Source organism: Bacillus sp. AFS053548 (assembly GCF_002575105.1).
Classification (GTDB): Bacteria; Bacillota; Bacilli; order Bacillales; family Bacillaceae_G; genus Gottfriedia.
Genome location: NZ_NUHI01000026.1, coordinates 138,875 through 154,467 on the forward strand (window position 1 = coordinate 138,875; position 15,593 = coordinate 154,467).

The window sequence follows — 15,593 nt, forward strand, 5'->3', positions numbered from 1 at the left end:
CCACTTACGCATCCAAATTAATCGGATTATTTGTAAGTGGTTTTGTTATTAATTACTTTGTAATGCTTCGTCTAATTTATTTATTAATATACCGATCGTTGTGCGTTCAGCTTCTGAAAGTGGTACAAGCGGTAAACGAACTCCACCAACATCTAAACCTTTCATTTGTAAAGCTGTTTTGATTGGACCTGGACTTGGAGCCATGAAGAATCCTTCAAATAATGGTAATAGTTTACGGTGTAAGAATTGTGCTTTAGCCATATCTCCTGTGAAGAAGCTTTCAGCTAATTGCTGCATTTCATTTCCTAACACGTGTGATGCAACTGAAACCGTTCCCTTTGAGCCAATTGCAAATGCAGGAAGTGTTAGGCCGTCGTCACCACAGTATAATTCAAAATCTTCAGGAGTACGGTCAATAATTTCTGTCATTATGCTTAAGTTACCAGTCGCATCTTTAATTGCAACTACATTCGAAATTTCTGCTAATCTTACAACTGTATCTACAGTAAGGCTAGCAACTGTTCTACCTGGTACATTATATAACATTACAGGCAGTTCAGTACTTTTTGCTGCCGCTTTAAAGTGTTGATATAGTCCTTCTTGGTTTGGTTTATTATAATAAGGTACAACTACCATTATTGCATCTACACCTAAAGCAGAAACCTTTTTCGTTAATTCAACTGTTTCACGAGTATTATTACTTCCTGTACCCGCAATTACAGGTACTCTTCCAGCTGCAGTTGAAACAACATGGCTAATTAATGCTAACTTTTCTTCAGAAGTTAACGTTGGAGATTCTCCAGTTGTTCCACAAACTACGATTGAATCCGTACCATTCTCAATTAAGTAGTTCACAAGTTTTGTTGTTTTTGCGAAATCAATATTTCCTTTTGAATCAAAAGGTGTTACCATCGCTGTTGAAATTTTACCAAATCTACTCATTGTTCCACTCCGATCAAATATTAATCCATTTTAACTGAACTAAGTTCAAATGCATCATGCAGTGCAGTAACTGCTTCGACCATATCTTCATTTTTGACAAGTACCCAAATAGTTGTATGACTGTCAGCTGATTGTAAAATCTGAATCCCTTTTTCAGCTAATGCAGTTACAATTTTTGAAGTTACACCAGGTACTCCTGCAATTGCCGCTCCAACAATTGATACTTTTGCACACCCTATAGTGTATGAAGGCTCATAGCCAATACCTTTTAATACTTCTATCGCTTTTGAAGCAACTTCATCACTTACAGTGTATACTACACCATTAGGTGAGATATTAATAAAGTCTACACTTATTCCTTTATTTGCCATCGCTTTAAATACTTGAGAATGTAAATCAAAAGTATGTTCCTTTGAAGTTACTCTAATTTGTGTAACATTCGGTACATGTGCGATTCCTGTAATTAAACGATCATGAATATTTTCACCAATAATTCGTTGTGTAGGATTCGATGTTACTAGTGTACCTAAACTATTTGAATAAGTTGAACGAATTCGAATAGGTACCTTCCCTTGCATCGCGATTTCTACAGCTCTAGGATGAATTACTTTAGCTCCTTGATATGCCATATTACAAATTTCTGCATAAGTAACAACTGATAAAGGTCTTGCTTCCTTTACAATCCTTGGATCTGCTGTCATTACACCTTCAACGTCAGTAAAGATTTCGATTGTTTCTGCACCAACAGCAACCCCAAGTGCAGATGCAGAAGTATCACTTCCACCTCTACCTAATGTTGTGATATCACCATTAGATGTTGATCCTTGGAATCCTGCGACTACTACAACATCATAGTTTTCTAGCTCTTTAATTAGACGTCCACATTTCATATCAAGAATTTTTGCATTTCCAAATTCATCATTTGTTCGGAAACCTGCAGATGCACCTGTCATTGCCATGGCATGAATACCGTTTTCATTCAATAAATTTGAAAAAACAATTGATGAAATTGTTTCACCACATGACATTAATAAATCAAGTTCTCTTTGTGCTACCTTACTTTTTTTTGCGCCAACTAAATTTAATAGTGTATCTGTTGCATATGGTTCACCTTTTCGTCCCATTGCAGAAACAACTACTACTAATTTATATCCTTTTTCTAATGCTTCTTTTATATGCTTAAGTGCGTGCTTTCTTCCATTTTCGTCACGTACTGAAGTCCCTCCAAATTTTTGGACTAATATTTTCATTCTTGCACCTCTCTAGCAGTTTTCACTAAATGATGCTTAACTCAATTAATCTTTCAGCAATTTGCACTGAATTCCAAGCAGCACCTTTTAATAGATTATCTGAAACGATCCATAAATGGAATCCAAATGGATTATCTAGGTCTTTACGGATACGTCCTACAAACACTTCATTACTTCCAATACTGTAAAATGGCATTGGATATAGTTGTTGTTCTGGATCATCTTGTAAAACGATTCCAGGTGCATCACTTAAAAGTGATTTAAGTTCAGCTACCGATACTTCCTTATCAACTTCAATGTAAACTGACTCTGAGTGACCAGAAATTACAGGAAGTCTTACACAAGTTGCACTAATTTGTAATTCAGGTAAATGCATGATTTTTTTCGTTTCATTAATCATTTTCATTTCTTCATAAGTATATCCATTCTCAGTAAATACATCGATTTGTGGAATTGCGTTAAAAGCAATTTGATAATGTTTCTCACCACTTTTTACCGGTAATACTGATGGAGTTGCTTCTTCACCATTTAAGAATGCTTGCGCCTGATCCTTTAATGCTTCAATTGCTGTAACTCCAGCACCAGAAACGGCTTGGTAAGTTGAAACTACTACTTTATTTAAACCAATTGATTGACGAATTGGTTCTAGGGCAACAACCATTTGGATTGTTGAACAGTTAGGATTTGCAATAATACCTTTATGATTAAATAAATCTTTGTCATTTACTTCAGGTACAACTAAAGGTACATCTTCAGCCATTCTAAATGCACTAGTGTTATCTACTACTACTGCCCCTCTTTTAACTGCTTCAGGAGCTAGATCTTTTGATACTGAGCCACCAGCACTAAATAAAGCAATATCAACACCTTCAAAAGCTTCAGGAGTAGCTTCTTGTACGATTACTTCTTCACCTTTATATGTTAACTTTGTTCCTGCAGAACGTTTTGAAGATAAATATTTAATTTCTTTTACTGGTAAATTTCTTTTCTCTAATGTTGCAATCATTTGTTGTCCAACTGCTCCAGTTGCGCCTACTACAGCTACTACATAACTTTGTTTATTCCCCACTTTTTTTGCACCATCCCTGTTTTCACTTTTATTAAATAGTTTACGTCAAATAAAGTTTAAATTCAAAGGTTTTCGCTTGAATAATTGATTTCATAGTAACGAGTATGTATCCTAATGACACATACTCAATTTTCTTCATTCTAACATAGAAAAAATAATTCAGTCCTATTTTTTCTAAAATATTTATTGGAGATCGCGATATTTTTCAACTAAAACAGGTTGAAGTTGTTTTCCTTCAATAGAAGATTTCACTGTATCAAGTAATGAATCCATTCTTGCCACTAAAGAATTCGGTTTTTTTATTGGATCATCTTGACCAAAGGGAATAAAATAGATATTTTTTGTACTCATTAAACGCATTAAATTATGACTTAGAGGATAATACCTATCTAAACGGAATATCATTGGTTTGGGACAGTAAAAAATTGACTTTAAAAGGAGCCGATTAAAGGATTTAAAGGGGATTGAAACAAAAAATTAAGCTTAGTAAAGTAATTTTTAAGATCTCACCCTAATGATTGTAATGAACAATATATTTAGCGTAAACAGTATCAAGTTGTTTTTTTATGCAAGTATTATAAAAGGTTTGTTTATAATCAGTATATAGTATCTTTAAAAACCGATCTCTAATTGATTTAATCGTCAAATTATGAAACCGTAAATAGGTTTCAGTCCAAAATACCATATTGTTTGAAAAAGTTTCATCGTCGATTTCAAAAAATGTCCGTACAGCTCGAACACCAATATTCCCCATTAAAACAGTAACATCTTCCACGTCAACATTTGCATCTAGTTCAAAAATAATTATCTCATTGTCGTTTCTAGTTCTATTATTTGCACCCTTAAGTGAATAACCAATTAATTCACCATTTGTAAGATTAAAAGCAACTACACCTTTAGCATAATCTAAAGCCCAGTTATGATAAGCTAGTTCAATGACATCTTTTATTCTTACATTTAATATTAAATGTTCAGCAAGCTTACGTTCGATCAATTTTTCCTTTGAAAAAAATTGTTTTTTTAAATGATATTCGATAATAACCAACATTCCTCTCTATGATGAATATTTAGAATCACTATCACTATAATTACGATCGTTATGTAAAAAAAATGACAGATTTTTGAGTAATCTGTCTCAGAATTTTTCTGAAATACATGAATCACCTTGATATGGTCACTATTATATCTACAGTTAAATTGATTGCATATTTAGTTTTTTACCGTTGTATAAGTACAAAAAAAATTGTTTCCCTGGGGTATCCTGTCAATTGGAATAATAGCTAATTCTTTCTAGGTCAATAGAAACTATAAAATAAAAAAAGCACCTTTTTAGGTGCTTACTAAATTCATCTTACTGATCATCTTTCTTATACAATTCTTCTTTAACAATCTTCCAGCCAATCGTATGAATTTCTTCAATAATTTTCTTTCTATTTTCTTCTGTAACATCATTTGGCGCAATTATATTCACTTTTGTTTTTCCAAATTGATAGGTAGCAGTAAATTCTGTTTGTTTACTCAGTATCACCACCCCCATAATTCATTGTATGTTTCGTTTTATGACGGACTAACCAACCATTTGTTGCCGATTGATTCAAAAATTAATTAATTCCTTAATTAGACATATATATAGTCTATGAGGTGATTAAATGGAACGAGTTGCATTGTACTTGCGTAAAAGTCGAGCAGATCTAGATGCAGAGGCTAGAGGTGAAGGTGAGACCTTATCAAAGCATAAGGAGCAGCTTTTAAAATTCGCTAAGGACCATAATTTAAATATAATTTGTATCCGACAGGAAATTGCATCTGGTGAATCGCTTGTTTACCGGCCAGAAATGTTAAAGCTTTTACAAGAAGTTGAAGAATTTAAATATGATGGCGTGTTAGTAATGGATATGGACCGTCTTGGACGCGGTAATATGAAGGAGCAGGGCATTATTTTAGAAACGTTTAAATCATCTAGTACAAAAATTATTACACCAAGAAAGACCTATGACCTACATGATGAGTTTGATGAGGAATACAGTGAATTTGAGGCATTTATGGCGCGAAAAGAATTAAAAATAATTACTCGAAGGCTTCAACGAGGTCGAGTATTATCAGTCCAAAGAGGAAATTATTTAGGAACCTTTGCACCTTATGGATATGAGATTTATGAAACAAAGGAATTCCGCTCTTTACGTATTAATAGCAATCAGGCAAAGGTAGTAAAAAGTATTTTTGAATGGTATACGAAGGATTTGATTGGTGCAAATGAAATTGCTAACCGTTTAAATCAAATGAATATCCCGTCCTATACAGGGAAAAAGTGGAGTTACCATTCAATTTTGGAGATGATAAAAAATCTTATTTATATCGGTAAGGTGACTTGGAATAAAAAATCAAGTAAGGGTATAAGAAAACCAAAATCTGACTGGTTAATTGTTGATGGAAAACATGAAGCAATCATTGATCTTGATATATTCAACTCAGCACAAGATATTTTAAATAGTCGATACCATGCCCCTTATAATACTAAATTAAGTAATCAGCTAGCTGGAATAATGTTTTGCAGTAAATGTGGATCAAAATTACAGCAGCGTTATCCAAAAGGCAAGCCTAGACAAATTGTTTGTACAAATAACCGTTGTAACACCCGCTCTTCCTATACTCATTTAATTGAAGAGAAACTCTTACAAGGCTTAGAAATTTGGTTAAAAGAATACAAAATAAGTTTTACAAATCAAACCGACGAGGAAGATTTTGAAGTGATTAATTTAAAAAAACAGGCACTTAAACAAATCGAAAATGAATTAAATGAAGTAGTAAAACAAAAAAATAATTTATTTAATTTACTAGAACGTGGTGTTTATGATGAATCGATTTACAATGAACGTTCTGAAATCCTCTCTAACCGACTAGAAGAACTTTCAAATAGTAAGACGTTAATTTCGGATGAACTAGCTAAATATCATAATAGAGAGTTGCTAAACGAACAATTTATTCCAACCTTTGAAAAAGTGTTAGATTTATATTACAAAACAACCGATATAGAACTTAAAAATCGTCTCCTTAAATCAGTTTTATTTAAAGTTGAGTATCAAAAAGAGCCACATCAAAAACTAGATGACTTTACACTTATACTTTACCCAAAGCTCCCCAGGTGATCTTGTTGACTAATTTGGTATTACCATCTAAGTCACATTAAATTAGTTCCATTTAAACCTAAAGCATCGTTTGTAGAAATACCTAAAACAACTGGTTTTCCATTTCTTAATGTAGCCTTAGCTGCCATTAATACAGGGCTATCAGTTTGAGCATTAGCAAACTTACTCATTGAATTTCCTGTTAACGGTGCAATTACCATACAATCTAATTGTACTTTTGGACCAAATGGTTCTGCTCCTACAATTGAATCAACTGTTTTACGCCCTGTAATTTCTTCTATTTTTTCGATCCAGTCTTCTCCTACACCAAATCGAGTTGTTGTGCTTTTTACAGTAAATGTAACAACAGGGTATACGTCAGCTCCATCATCCACTAACTTTTGAATTTCTGGTACTACCTCTTCATACGTACAATGTGATCCTGTAATACCAAATCCAATTTTCTTACCTTTCAACGTCATTTTTGTTGCTCCTTCCTTTTATCTAAATCTACCTTTAATAGCTGCGTTAGTACGTTTCCAATTATTTGACCTGCTGTTTTAGGAGCAACGATTCCTGGTAAACCTGGTGCTAGTAATGCCTTAATACCTCTTTTTTCAGCATAACGAAAATCTGTTCCTCCAGGTTTAGAGGCTAAATCAATGATTAATGAATGAGGTTGTAATTTTGAAATAACACTTGCTGTCACGATTTGAACTGGAACAGTATTAATTACAACATCTACATCCTTTAAGGCCTCTTCAATATTCTTAAATTCAAAAGCTTCTAAGCCCATTTCAACAACTCTAGCAATATGTTCTGATTTACGAGCCCCTACTTTTACTTTTGCACCCAAATTATGAAAAGTCCTTGCGACACTCATTCCTGTACGACCTAAACCTAATACGGCTACTTTCGAATTATGAATTGTATATTCCGTATGTTGAATAACCATCATAATCGTACCTTCAACGGTTGGAATACTATTATAAATAGCTACATCGTCTCGTTCAAATAATTTTACTAACTTTCGATTTGAAGCTGTAACTATACTATCTAAGTAAGAGTTACTTATTCCAGAGTAAATCGTACAATGCGAAGGAGTACTGTCTAAAATTTCTTTTGTCAGCACGACTTTCTCATTTGAAAAAATTGTATCGACAACTCCTTCAATATTCGTACCTGGTACAGGTAGAAGGATTGCATCTAGATCTTCAAAATTTGCATCTGCCATTAATTCTTTTGATGCACTGGTAAAGCCACTATCTAATTGTTCAAAGCCTATTAATGTTACCTTTGCGTCTAACTCTGTTAACTTCCGAATAACTTCTAGCTGTCTGGCGTCCCCACCAATAACAGCAATATGCAAGCCAGTTAACATGCAGCATTCACCTTCTTTACTTCACTATGGTAAATGGAAATTAATCTCTGTAAGCAGGACTACCGCCTAACATCTTTCTCCTAAATATCTTATGAATCTTCCATTGCATTGGTGAAGATTCTTTCTAAAATTAAGGAGCAGTAATAAAAAACTGGTTAAATCCGAGCATTTCTATTCTCGGTCATTTGAAATATAAAAAAGAGAGCCCTATAAAGGCCCCCTAATTTATCAACTTATTGTTTAATATTTGTTGGAATTACTCCATCAGGACTTACTAATGAAACTGCGTAATCGTCAGTAAAAACAAACTTCGCAATATCATTTACTTTATCAATTGTTACACCATCAATTAGTTGGATTACTTCATCTAAAGTACGGTGATTACCTAGCATTAATTCATTTTTACCATTTCGGCTCATTCTGCTATTTGTACTTTCTAATCCTAACATTAAATTACCTTTTAATTGCTCTTTACAATTATTTAATTCTTTTTCTGTTATTCCATCTGCATTTAATACTTTTAAAGTTTCTTGGATTGTTTCAAATAATTGATTTAGTTGGCTTTTTCCAGTACCTGCATAAATTGCAACTGTACCACTATCATGGTATGCAGAGTGATAAGAGAATACTGAATATGCAAGTCCTTTTTGCTCACGAACATCTTGGAATAAACGACTACTCATACTACCACCAAGTATATTATTTAAAGCAATTAATGGATATAAATCGCTATGTCCAAGTTCAAGACCTCTATAGCCAACACAAAGATGTGCTTGCTCTGTTTCTTTTTTGCGAGCAATTTGTCCATAATGGATTGTAGGGATTCCAAAGTTTATATCTTTCTTTTTACCCTCATAATTTCCAAATAAATCTTCAACACGTTTAATAAAAGATTCATCAATATTACCCGCAATTGAAATAACTACTTGATCTGGAGTGTAAAAATCCTTCATGTACTGACGTAAAGTATCGCTGTTAAAAGATTTTAAAGTTTCTTCTGTACCTAAAATTGGATAACCTAATGGATGAGTTTCATACATAACTTTACCTAATAAATCATGTACTAAATCATCTGGTGTATCATCATACATTTTGATTTCTTCAAGTACTACATTTTTTTCTTTTTCTAATTCACCTTCATCAAAAGTTGAATTAAAAAACATATCTCCTAACACTTCTAAAGCGTAATCCGCATGAGTATCTAATACTTTGGCGTAATAACAAGTATATTCTTTTGAAGTAAATGCATTTACTTGTCCACCAATTGAATCGAAACTTTCAGCGATTTCTTTCGCATTGCGTGTTTTAGTACCTTTAAAGAACATATGCTCTAGAAAATGTGAAACACCATTCAGTTCTGACGTTTCATTGCTTGAACCTGTTTTAATCCAGACTCCAAGTGCAACTGAACGAACAGTTGAAATATTTTCAATAACTACTCTAACTCCATTTTTGCAAGTATGTCGTACAATCATGTAATGCCTCCTATGTATACACCATCTATTTACACTTTTGTAATAAGATTGAAAAATTTAACTATATTTTACAATCATCTTAACAAAGCTGAAAGTAATTGTCATTTGTTTTCAACTTTTTTAATTGTATCGTACCTTTTTTCATCTAATAAAGTTGAAATATTTACAACTTTTCGACCTGATGCCTCTATTTTTGTGATTAGTTCATCAAGTGCCTCAGCTGTCGGTTTCGTTGGATGCATAAGAACGATTGTACCATTGCCTACTTTTTTCATAACACGATTAATAATGACTTCTCTTGGCGGTTTCTGCCAATCAATCGTATCTGCTGTCCACATAATTGTTTTTAAGCCTAAACTTGAAGCGATTTTAACTACCTCATCACGATAACTACCGCTTGGAGGAGCAAACCATACAACTTTTTGATCAGTTGTAGCTAGTATGACTGAATTAGTTTGGGTTATTTCATTTCTTATTTGCTGACTACCTATTCTTGCCATATCGGGATGTGTATAAGAATGGTTCCCAACTTCTTGATCCGCAGCAGTGATTAGTTGAGCGACAGTTGGATTATTTTTTACCCATCTACCCTCAAGAAAGAAAGTTGCGTTTGCATTGTGCTTCTTTAATACTTCTAACATTTCCGGAATATATTCATTTCCCCATGCAACATTGATTGTAAATGCTACCATTGGTTTTTCAGGATTCCCTTTATACACTGGTGATGGTGGTAAATCCTTTAAATGAACTTTTGGAGAAACCTCTTTAAAAACTAGTTTATTCTCATCAAACTTACCATTTGCCTTCATTTTCTTATATGACGCATTAACATCGACTGTTAAACCGTTATAGCCAGGTATTGCTTTCCAAACCGAGTCCACATAGGCATCTTTTGGAGGTATCTCGAAAGTTGGCGCTTTTGTTTTGATTTCATCAAATAACCCATTTGTTTTTGCTGTTACAATTGACGATTTTGAAGTTAAATTCCTCACGTATTGATTAGTATATTGATTTCTAACTACTAAAATTGCTAGAAATAATGCCATAACGAATGCTAAGACTTTTAACCGACTTCTACTCATTTCCTAAACGCCCTCCTACTAGAAGGAATATGATATTTTTTAATAAAATAGAACAAGCTTTCTACAACTTATGTACGATTAAATTAGCAATAACTAATTTATCTGGTAATTTCTAGTTCTACTTTTCTTATTGTAACCAAAAAAATTTTAGGCACACATGAAATTCTGGAAAATTAAAAGAGAGGATTAAGAAGGAGTGTGAAAGTAAAAAAAATAAAAAACAACAGGCTCATTTCTATGTGCCTGTTGTTTTTATTTGGTTAAGAAAGAGCGAACGCCTTCCGCTTTTCATGATGTCTAGCTCCAGGCGTTTGCCCCTCGAGGTCATAAGCCAAGGACCAGCAAAGGTTAAAAAGCAACCTTCACTAGTCCTTGTCTTAAGCTTGTCGGGGCAGAGTGAACGCCTTCCGCTTTTCATGATGTCTAGTTCCGCAAGCTAGCTCTTCGGTAATATTCCATTAATCTTCGAAGTGGAAAAATCGCCACTTCTTCAGATGAATGGAGATATTCCTTTCAGAGCTGGACGAGCTTGCTCCACATTTCATTGTTGCTCAGCTTTTTCTTTTTGTTCTTTTAATACAGCTTTGCGAGATAGGTTTACTCGTCCTTGTTTGTCGATTTCAGTTACTTTTACCAGGATTTCGTCTCCCAGTGAAACTACGTCTTCAACTTTAGCAATGCGTTCTTCTGCAAGTTCAGAAATATGGACTAATCCATCTTTACCTGCAAATATTTCAACGAATGCGCCGAATTTTTCAATTCGTTTTACTTTACCCATGTATAATTGACCTACTTCTACTTCACGAACAAGGTCTTCGATAATTTGTTTTGCACGTTCATTCATAGGTTGGTCTACAGATGAAATAAATACTGTTCCATCTTGTTCGATGTCAATTTTTACGCCAGTTTCTTCAATAATTTTATTGATTTGTTTTCCACCTGGTCCAATAACATCTTTAATTTTATCTGGGTTAATTGTCATCATTAAGATTTTTGGAGCAAACTCAGATAATGCCGTTCTTGGTTCGCTTATTGTAGCAAGCATCGAATCAAGAATTTGCATACGTCCAATTTTTGCTTGTTCTAATGCTTCTTTTAAAATTTGTTCTGATAAACCATCAATTTTAATGTCCATTTGAAGTGCAGTTACACCTTTAGCTGTTCCTGCAACTTTAAAGTCCATATCTCCTAAATGATCTTCCATACCTTGAATGTCTGTAAGAACTGAATAATGTTCACCAGATTTAATTAATCCCATTGCAATACCAGCAACTGGTGCTTTAATTGGTACACCAGCATCCATCATTGCTAGAGTACTTGCACAAATACTTGCTTGTGAAGTTGAACCATTTGATTCAAGTACTTCTGATACAAGTCGGATTGTGTATGGGAAATCCTTTTGATCTGGAATACTTGGCTCAAGTGCTCTTTCACCTAATGCTCCATGTCCAATTTCACGGCGACCTGGTCCACGAATTGGTCCTGTTTCACCAACACTAAATTGTGGGAAATTATAATGATGCATAAAACGTTTTGATTCTTCTATGCCTAATCCATCAAGAATTTGCACATCACCAAGAGCCCCTAGTGTACAAATGCTTAACGCTTGAGTTTGTCCACGAGTGAATAAACCAGAACCATGTGTACGAGGTAGTAAACCAACTTGTGATGATAATGGACGGATTTCATCTAATTTTCTTCCATCAGGACGAACTTTTTCAACCGTGATTAAACGACGCACTTCTTCTTTTACTAGCATTGAAAGGATTTCTTTAACTTGTCCAATGATCTCTTCTTCTGCTTCATTTTCTTCAAACTGAAGAACAACACGTTCTTTTACTTCATTGATCGCAGCTTCACGAGCATGTTTTTCATGAACTTGAATAGCTGCATTTAATTCTATTTCACAAATTTGACGAATTTGTTTTTCTAATTCAGCATCTAGTTCATGAAGCTTAATTTCCAATTTTTCTTTTCCAATTTGTGCTACTATTTCTTCTTGGAATGCAATTAATTTTTTAATTTCTTCATGACCAAACATAATTGCTTCAAGCATAACTTCTTCTGGCACTTCATTAGCTCCAGCTTCAACCATGTTTATTGCATCTTTCGTTCCAGCAACTGTTAAATGAATATCACTGTTTTCAGCTTGCTCAACTGTTGGATTAATAATAAATTCGTCATTAATGCGACCAACTACAACTCCAGCAATAGGTCCATTAAAAGGAATGTCAGATACGCATAGCGCTAGTGAACTACCAAACATAGCAGCCATTTCTGATGAACAATCTTGATCAACGCTCATTACCATACTGATTACTTGTACTTCATTACGGAATCCATCTGCAAATAATGGTCGAATTGGGCGGTCAATTAGTCGACTCGCTAATATTGCTTTTTCACTCGGTCTACCTTCACGTTTAATAAATCCACCAGGAATTTTACCTACTGCATATAAACGCTCTTCGTAGTTTACTGTTAATGGGAAAAAGCTAACTTTTTTAGGTTCCTTTGATGCAGTTGCTGATGATAATACGACTGTATCTTCGTATCTTACTAAAACTGCTCCATTTGCTTGCTTTGCTAATTGTCCTACTTCAACAGTAAGAGTTTTACCAGCAAGCTCCGTGGAAAAAACGTGCTTTTGTTGTTCCATATGGTATAAATACCCCTCTCTAATTTACAATTCAAAGTCTAAACTAATTATGTAAAAAAATCGTATATTCTCTATTATCTCCTATGTTTAGTAAAGAAATCAACTAACGAGAAAAAGAGAATAAATATTTATAAATTTAAAATTCAATTGATCAGTAATTTTAAATCGATATGTATAAGAAAAAGCGGGAAGAATCCCGCTTTTTCTTAAAGTATCAAATTAATACTCGAATTAACGACGTAAACCTAATTTGTTAATTAATTCACGGTAACGAGTAATGTCTTTGTTACGTAAGTAGTTAAGTAAGTTACGACGCTTACCAACCATTTTTAATAAACCACGACGAGAGTGGTGATCTTTTTTGTGAGTACGTAAGTGCCCATTTAAAGAGTTAATGTTTTCAGTTAAAACTGCAATTTGAACTTCTGGAGAACCAGTATCGTTCGCATGAGTTTTGTAAGTGCTGATAATTTCGTTTTTACGTTCTTGAGTTAATGCCATGTTTTTTCACCTCATAATAATATTGTTGAACACCTATCACCTAGCAGTCGTCGGTGAATCGATTTGCCAAGCAACGGTTTTTCAAGTACTTTAATAATATTACATTGTTTTAATTATAAAAGCAAGTATTCTAAATTAGTTATTCTCGAAAATAACTTTTTACTGTTTCACGATCTTTTTGTAATTGATCGATTAACTCATTTATACCATTAAACTTCTTTTCATCACGTATTCTAGCATACCAAAAAATTTCAACTTCTTTTCCGTATATATCTTCATTAAATTCAAAAATATTTACTTCAATTGTTTGTTTTTGGAACTCATGATAAAAAGTTGGTTTGTATCCAATATTACACATACCTTCATATATTTCACCGTTTACAATACATTTTACAGCATATACACCTACTGATGGTAATGCATACGGAATGGAAACAGAAATATTAGCTGTTGGAAATCCAATTGTTCGGCCACGTTTGTCACCATCTACAACGATCCCTTTAATTTGATATTGTCTGCCAAGTAAGTGGGTAGCTTCTTCCATTTCACCAGCTTTTATCGCTTCCCTAATTCGTGTTGAACTTACTTTCTCATCGTCTAAAACGAATTTTGAAATTGTTGATTGAGTAAATTCACCTCTAGAATGAAATGGTAATGATTCCATATTCCCTTTACCATATTTTCCAAATGAAAAATCAAATCCAGCAACAACATGTTTTGCATTTAAAGAAATAATGTATTGATCGACAAATTCTTGTGGTAGTAGTGCCGCAAATTCCTCTGAAAATTCAATAACAAATAATTGGTCTACACAAAGTTTCTCCATCCACTTCACTTTTAGCTCCAAAGGTGTCAAATAAGAAATCGCATCATCACGATTTCCGAGAATTGCAGATGGATGTGGATCGAATGTCATCACTGATAATAATAATCCTTTTTCATCCGCAATTTCTTTGGCAGTTTTTATGACTTGTTGATGACCTTTATGTACTCCATCAAAAAAGCCAAGTGCTAAGACCGTTTCTTTACAATCTTCTTTTTTTATTGAATGAGGATGGGTGATTTTTATTATTTTTGTCATATATATCACCTTTTCTATAATCAAGTCTCTTTTCCCATTATAGAACAATGAATAAAATTTATATAGTTTTTTCTATTGGTTATGAAATACTCTTGTTGGCTTAATTACATTATTATTTTTAGGGTTTGGAGTATACATTGCAATAATTCTATTATTTTCGTTGTAGACTGCAATATATTCCCCTTCATTACAGTTCATCGTATTCGGAAAAAATCCACCATTAAATACTCTTACTTCTTCTTCAGGTGTCACAGTTAGACGTGGATACTCATTAAGAGCCTGCTCCATCGATAACATTACACGATCTAAAGTAAAATCATTAGCATTTTCTTCTAATTCAGCAAAAGTAACGCAATCATCAATCGTAAATGCGCCTGCTTTTGTTCTAGTTAAATAAGACATATGAGCAGGGAACCCTAAAAGTTCACCCATTTGAACAGCTAAAGTTCTAATATATGTACCTTTACTACAGAAAACTTCAAATTTAAAAGAAATTGTATCTCCTTCGAATACTTCTCGATCATCAAGTAAAATGATTTCAAATATTGTAACCGTTCTAGTTGGACGTTCTACTTCTATTCCAGCCCTAGCGTATTCATATAGCTTTTTACCATTTACTTTAACAGCAGAGTACATAGGAGGAGTTTGACTAATATCTCCTGTTAATTGATTTAGTACATTTAAAATCTCTTCACGGATAATAACTCGATCAACCATCTTTTGCTCAATAATTTCTCCATGAGCATCCTCAGTTGTTGTAGAAAATCCTAAAGTAATTTCACCAATATATTTTTTTCGATCATCGGTTAAATATGGTATTAGCTTTGTAGCTTCACCTACACAGATCGGCAAGACGCCCGTTACTTCTGGATCAAGGGTTCCTGTATGACCGACTTTTTTTGTCTTTAAAATCTTTCTTATTTTAAAGACGCAATCATGAGAGGTAAGACCCGCTGGTTTATTCAGTGCAATTACGCCATTCATCTTATCACCTATCGTTTATTTTTTAGCATGATGAAAAATGGATAGAC

13 protein-coding genes and 2 pseudogenes are annotated in these 15,593 nt (G+C 33.6%); 1 reads left to right on the top strand and 14 read right to left on the bottom strand.

Annotated elements, in window-relative coordinates; genetic code table 11:
- Positions 1-48 precede the first annotated feature (48 nt).
- From dapA to CN946_RS14145, 6 genes and pseudogenes are all read right to left on the bottom strand, one after another.
- Complete coding sequence (dapA, locus tag CN946_RS14120) at positions 49-942, bottom strand: 4-hydroxy-tetrahydrodipicolinate synthase (protein ID WP_098861768.1); 894 nt, start codon at positions 940-942, stop codon at positions 49-51.
- 20 nt (positions 943-962) lie between these two features.
- Positions 963-2,192: an aspartate kinase gene (gene dapG / locus CN946_RS14125; protein WP_098861770.1), complete on the bottom strand. Its 1,230-nt coding sequence runs from the start codon at positions 2,190-2,192 to the stop codon at positions 963-965.
- A 25-nt stretch (positions 2,193-2,217) separates the two neighbouring features.
- Positions 2,218-3,261 carry an aspartate-semialdehyde dehydrogenase gene (asd, locus tag CN946_RS14130; RefSeq protein ID WP_098861771.1) on the bottom strand — a complete coding sequence of 348 codons (1,044 nt, stop codon included), beginning with the start codon at positions 3,259-3,261 and terminating at the stop codon, positions 2,218-2,220.
- A 183-nt stretch (positions 3,262-3,444) separates the two neighbouring features.
- Positions 3,445-3,627: pseudogene (gene spoVFB, locus CN946_RS14135) on the bottom strand (dipicolinate synthase subunit B); the annotation flags it as partial.
- 145 nt (positions 3,628-3,772) lie between these two features.
- Positions 3,773-4,306, bottom strand: coding sequence for a hypothetical protein (locus tag CN946_RS14140; RefSeq protein WP_098861773.1), 534 nt, complete (start codon positions 4,304-4,306; stop codon positions 3,773-3,775).
- Between the two features lie 306 nt (positions 4,307-4,612).
- Positions 4,613-4,789, bottom strand: coding sequence for a cell division protein FtsZ (locus tag CN946_RS14145; protein ID WP_098861775.1), 177 nt, complete (start codon positions 4,787-4,789; stop codon positions 4,613-4,615).
- 121 nt (positions 4,790-4,910) lie between these two features.
- Between CN946_RS14145 and CN946_RS14150 the strand changes: the two genes are divergently transcribed.
- Entirely contained in the window at positions 4,911-6,407 is a 1,497-nt protein-coding gene (locus CN946_RS14150) for a recombinase family protein (RefSeq protein ID WP_098861777.1), read from the top strand.
- Positions 6,408-6,442: 35 nt separating this feature from the next.
- Here the strand turns inward: CN946_RS14150 and dpaB are convergent.
- The 8 genes and pseudogenes from dpaB to truB all read right to left on the bottom strand — a co-directional run.
- A pseudogene (gene dpaB, locus CN946_RS14155) lies at positions 6,443-6,868 on the bottom strand (dipicolinate synthase subunit B); the annotation flags it as partial.
- The gene (dpaA, locus tag CN946_RS14160) at positions 6,865-7,767 is read right to left on the bottom strand and encodes a dipicolinic acid synthetase subunit A (protein WP_098861780.1); all 903 of its coding nucleotides are present in this window, start codon (positions 7,765-7,767) and stop codon (positions 6,865-6,867) included. The pseudogene dpaB and the gene dpaA, both read right to left, overlap by 4 nt.
- Before the next feature lie 233 nt (positions 7,768-8,000).
- Positions 8,001-9,242 carry a M16 family metallopeptidase gene (locus CN946_RS14165; RefSeq protein WP_098426964.1) on the bottom strand — a complete coding sequence of 414 codons (1,242 nt, stop codon included), beginning with the start codon at positions 9,240-9,242 and terminating at the stop codon, positions 8,001-8,003.
- A gap of 101 nt (positions 9,243-9,343) precedes the next feature.
- A complete protein-coding gene (locus CN946_RS14170) occupies positions 9,344-10,324 on the bottom strand; it encodes a polysaccharide deacetylase family protein (protein ID WP_098861782.1) in 981 nt (326 codons plus the stop codon).
- 541 nt (positions 10,325-10,865) lie between these two features.
- Positions 10,866-12,980 carry a polyribonucleotide nucleotidyltransferase gene (gene pnp, locus CN946_RS14175; RefSeq protein WP_098861784.1) on the bottom strand — a complete coding sequence of 705 codons (2,115 nt, stop codon included), beginning with the start codon at positions 12,978-12,980 and terminating at the stop codon, positions 10,866-10,868.
- Positions 12,981-13,211: 231 nt separating this feature from the next.
- The gene (gene rpsO, locus CN946_RS14180) at positions 13,212-13,481 is read right to left on the bottom strand and encodes a 30S ribosomal protein S15 (RefSeq protein ID WP_025568545.1); all 270 of its coding nucleotides are present in this window, start codon (positions 13,479-13,481) and stop codon (positions 13,212-13,214) included.
- Positions 13,482-13,620: 139 nt separating this feature from the next.
- Positions 13,621-14,562, bottom strand: a complete 942-nt coding sequence (gene ribF / locus CN946_RS14185; RefSeq protein ID WP_098861786.1) for a bifunctional riboflavin kinase/FAD synthetase — start codon at positions 14,560-14,562, stop codon at positions 13,621-13,623.
- A gap of 72 nt (positions 14,563-14,634) precedes the next feature.
- Positions 14,635-15,546 (bottom strand): tRNA pseudouridine(55) synthase TruB, encoded by a 912-nt coding sequence (gene truB / locus CN946_RS14190; protein WP_098861787.1) that lies wholly within the window; start codon positions 15,544-15,546, stop codon positions 14,635-14,637.
- Between the last annotated feature and the right edge of the window lie 47 nt (positions 15,547-15,593).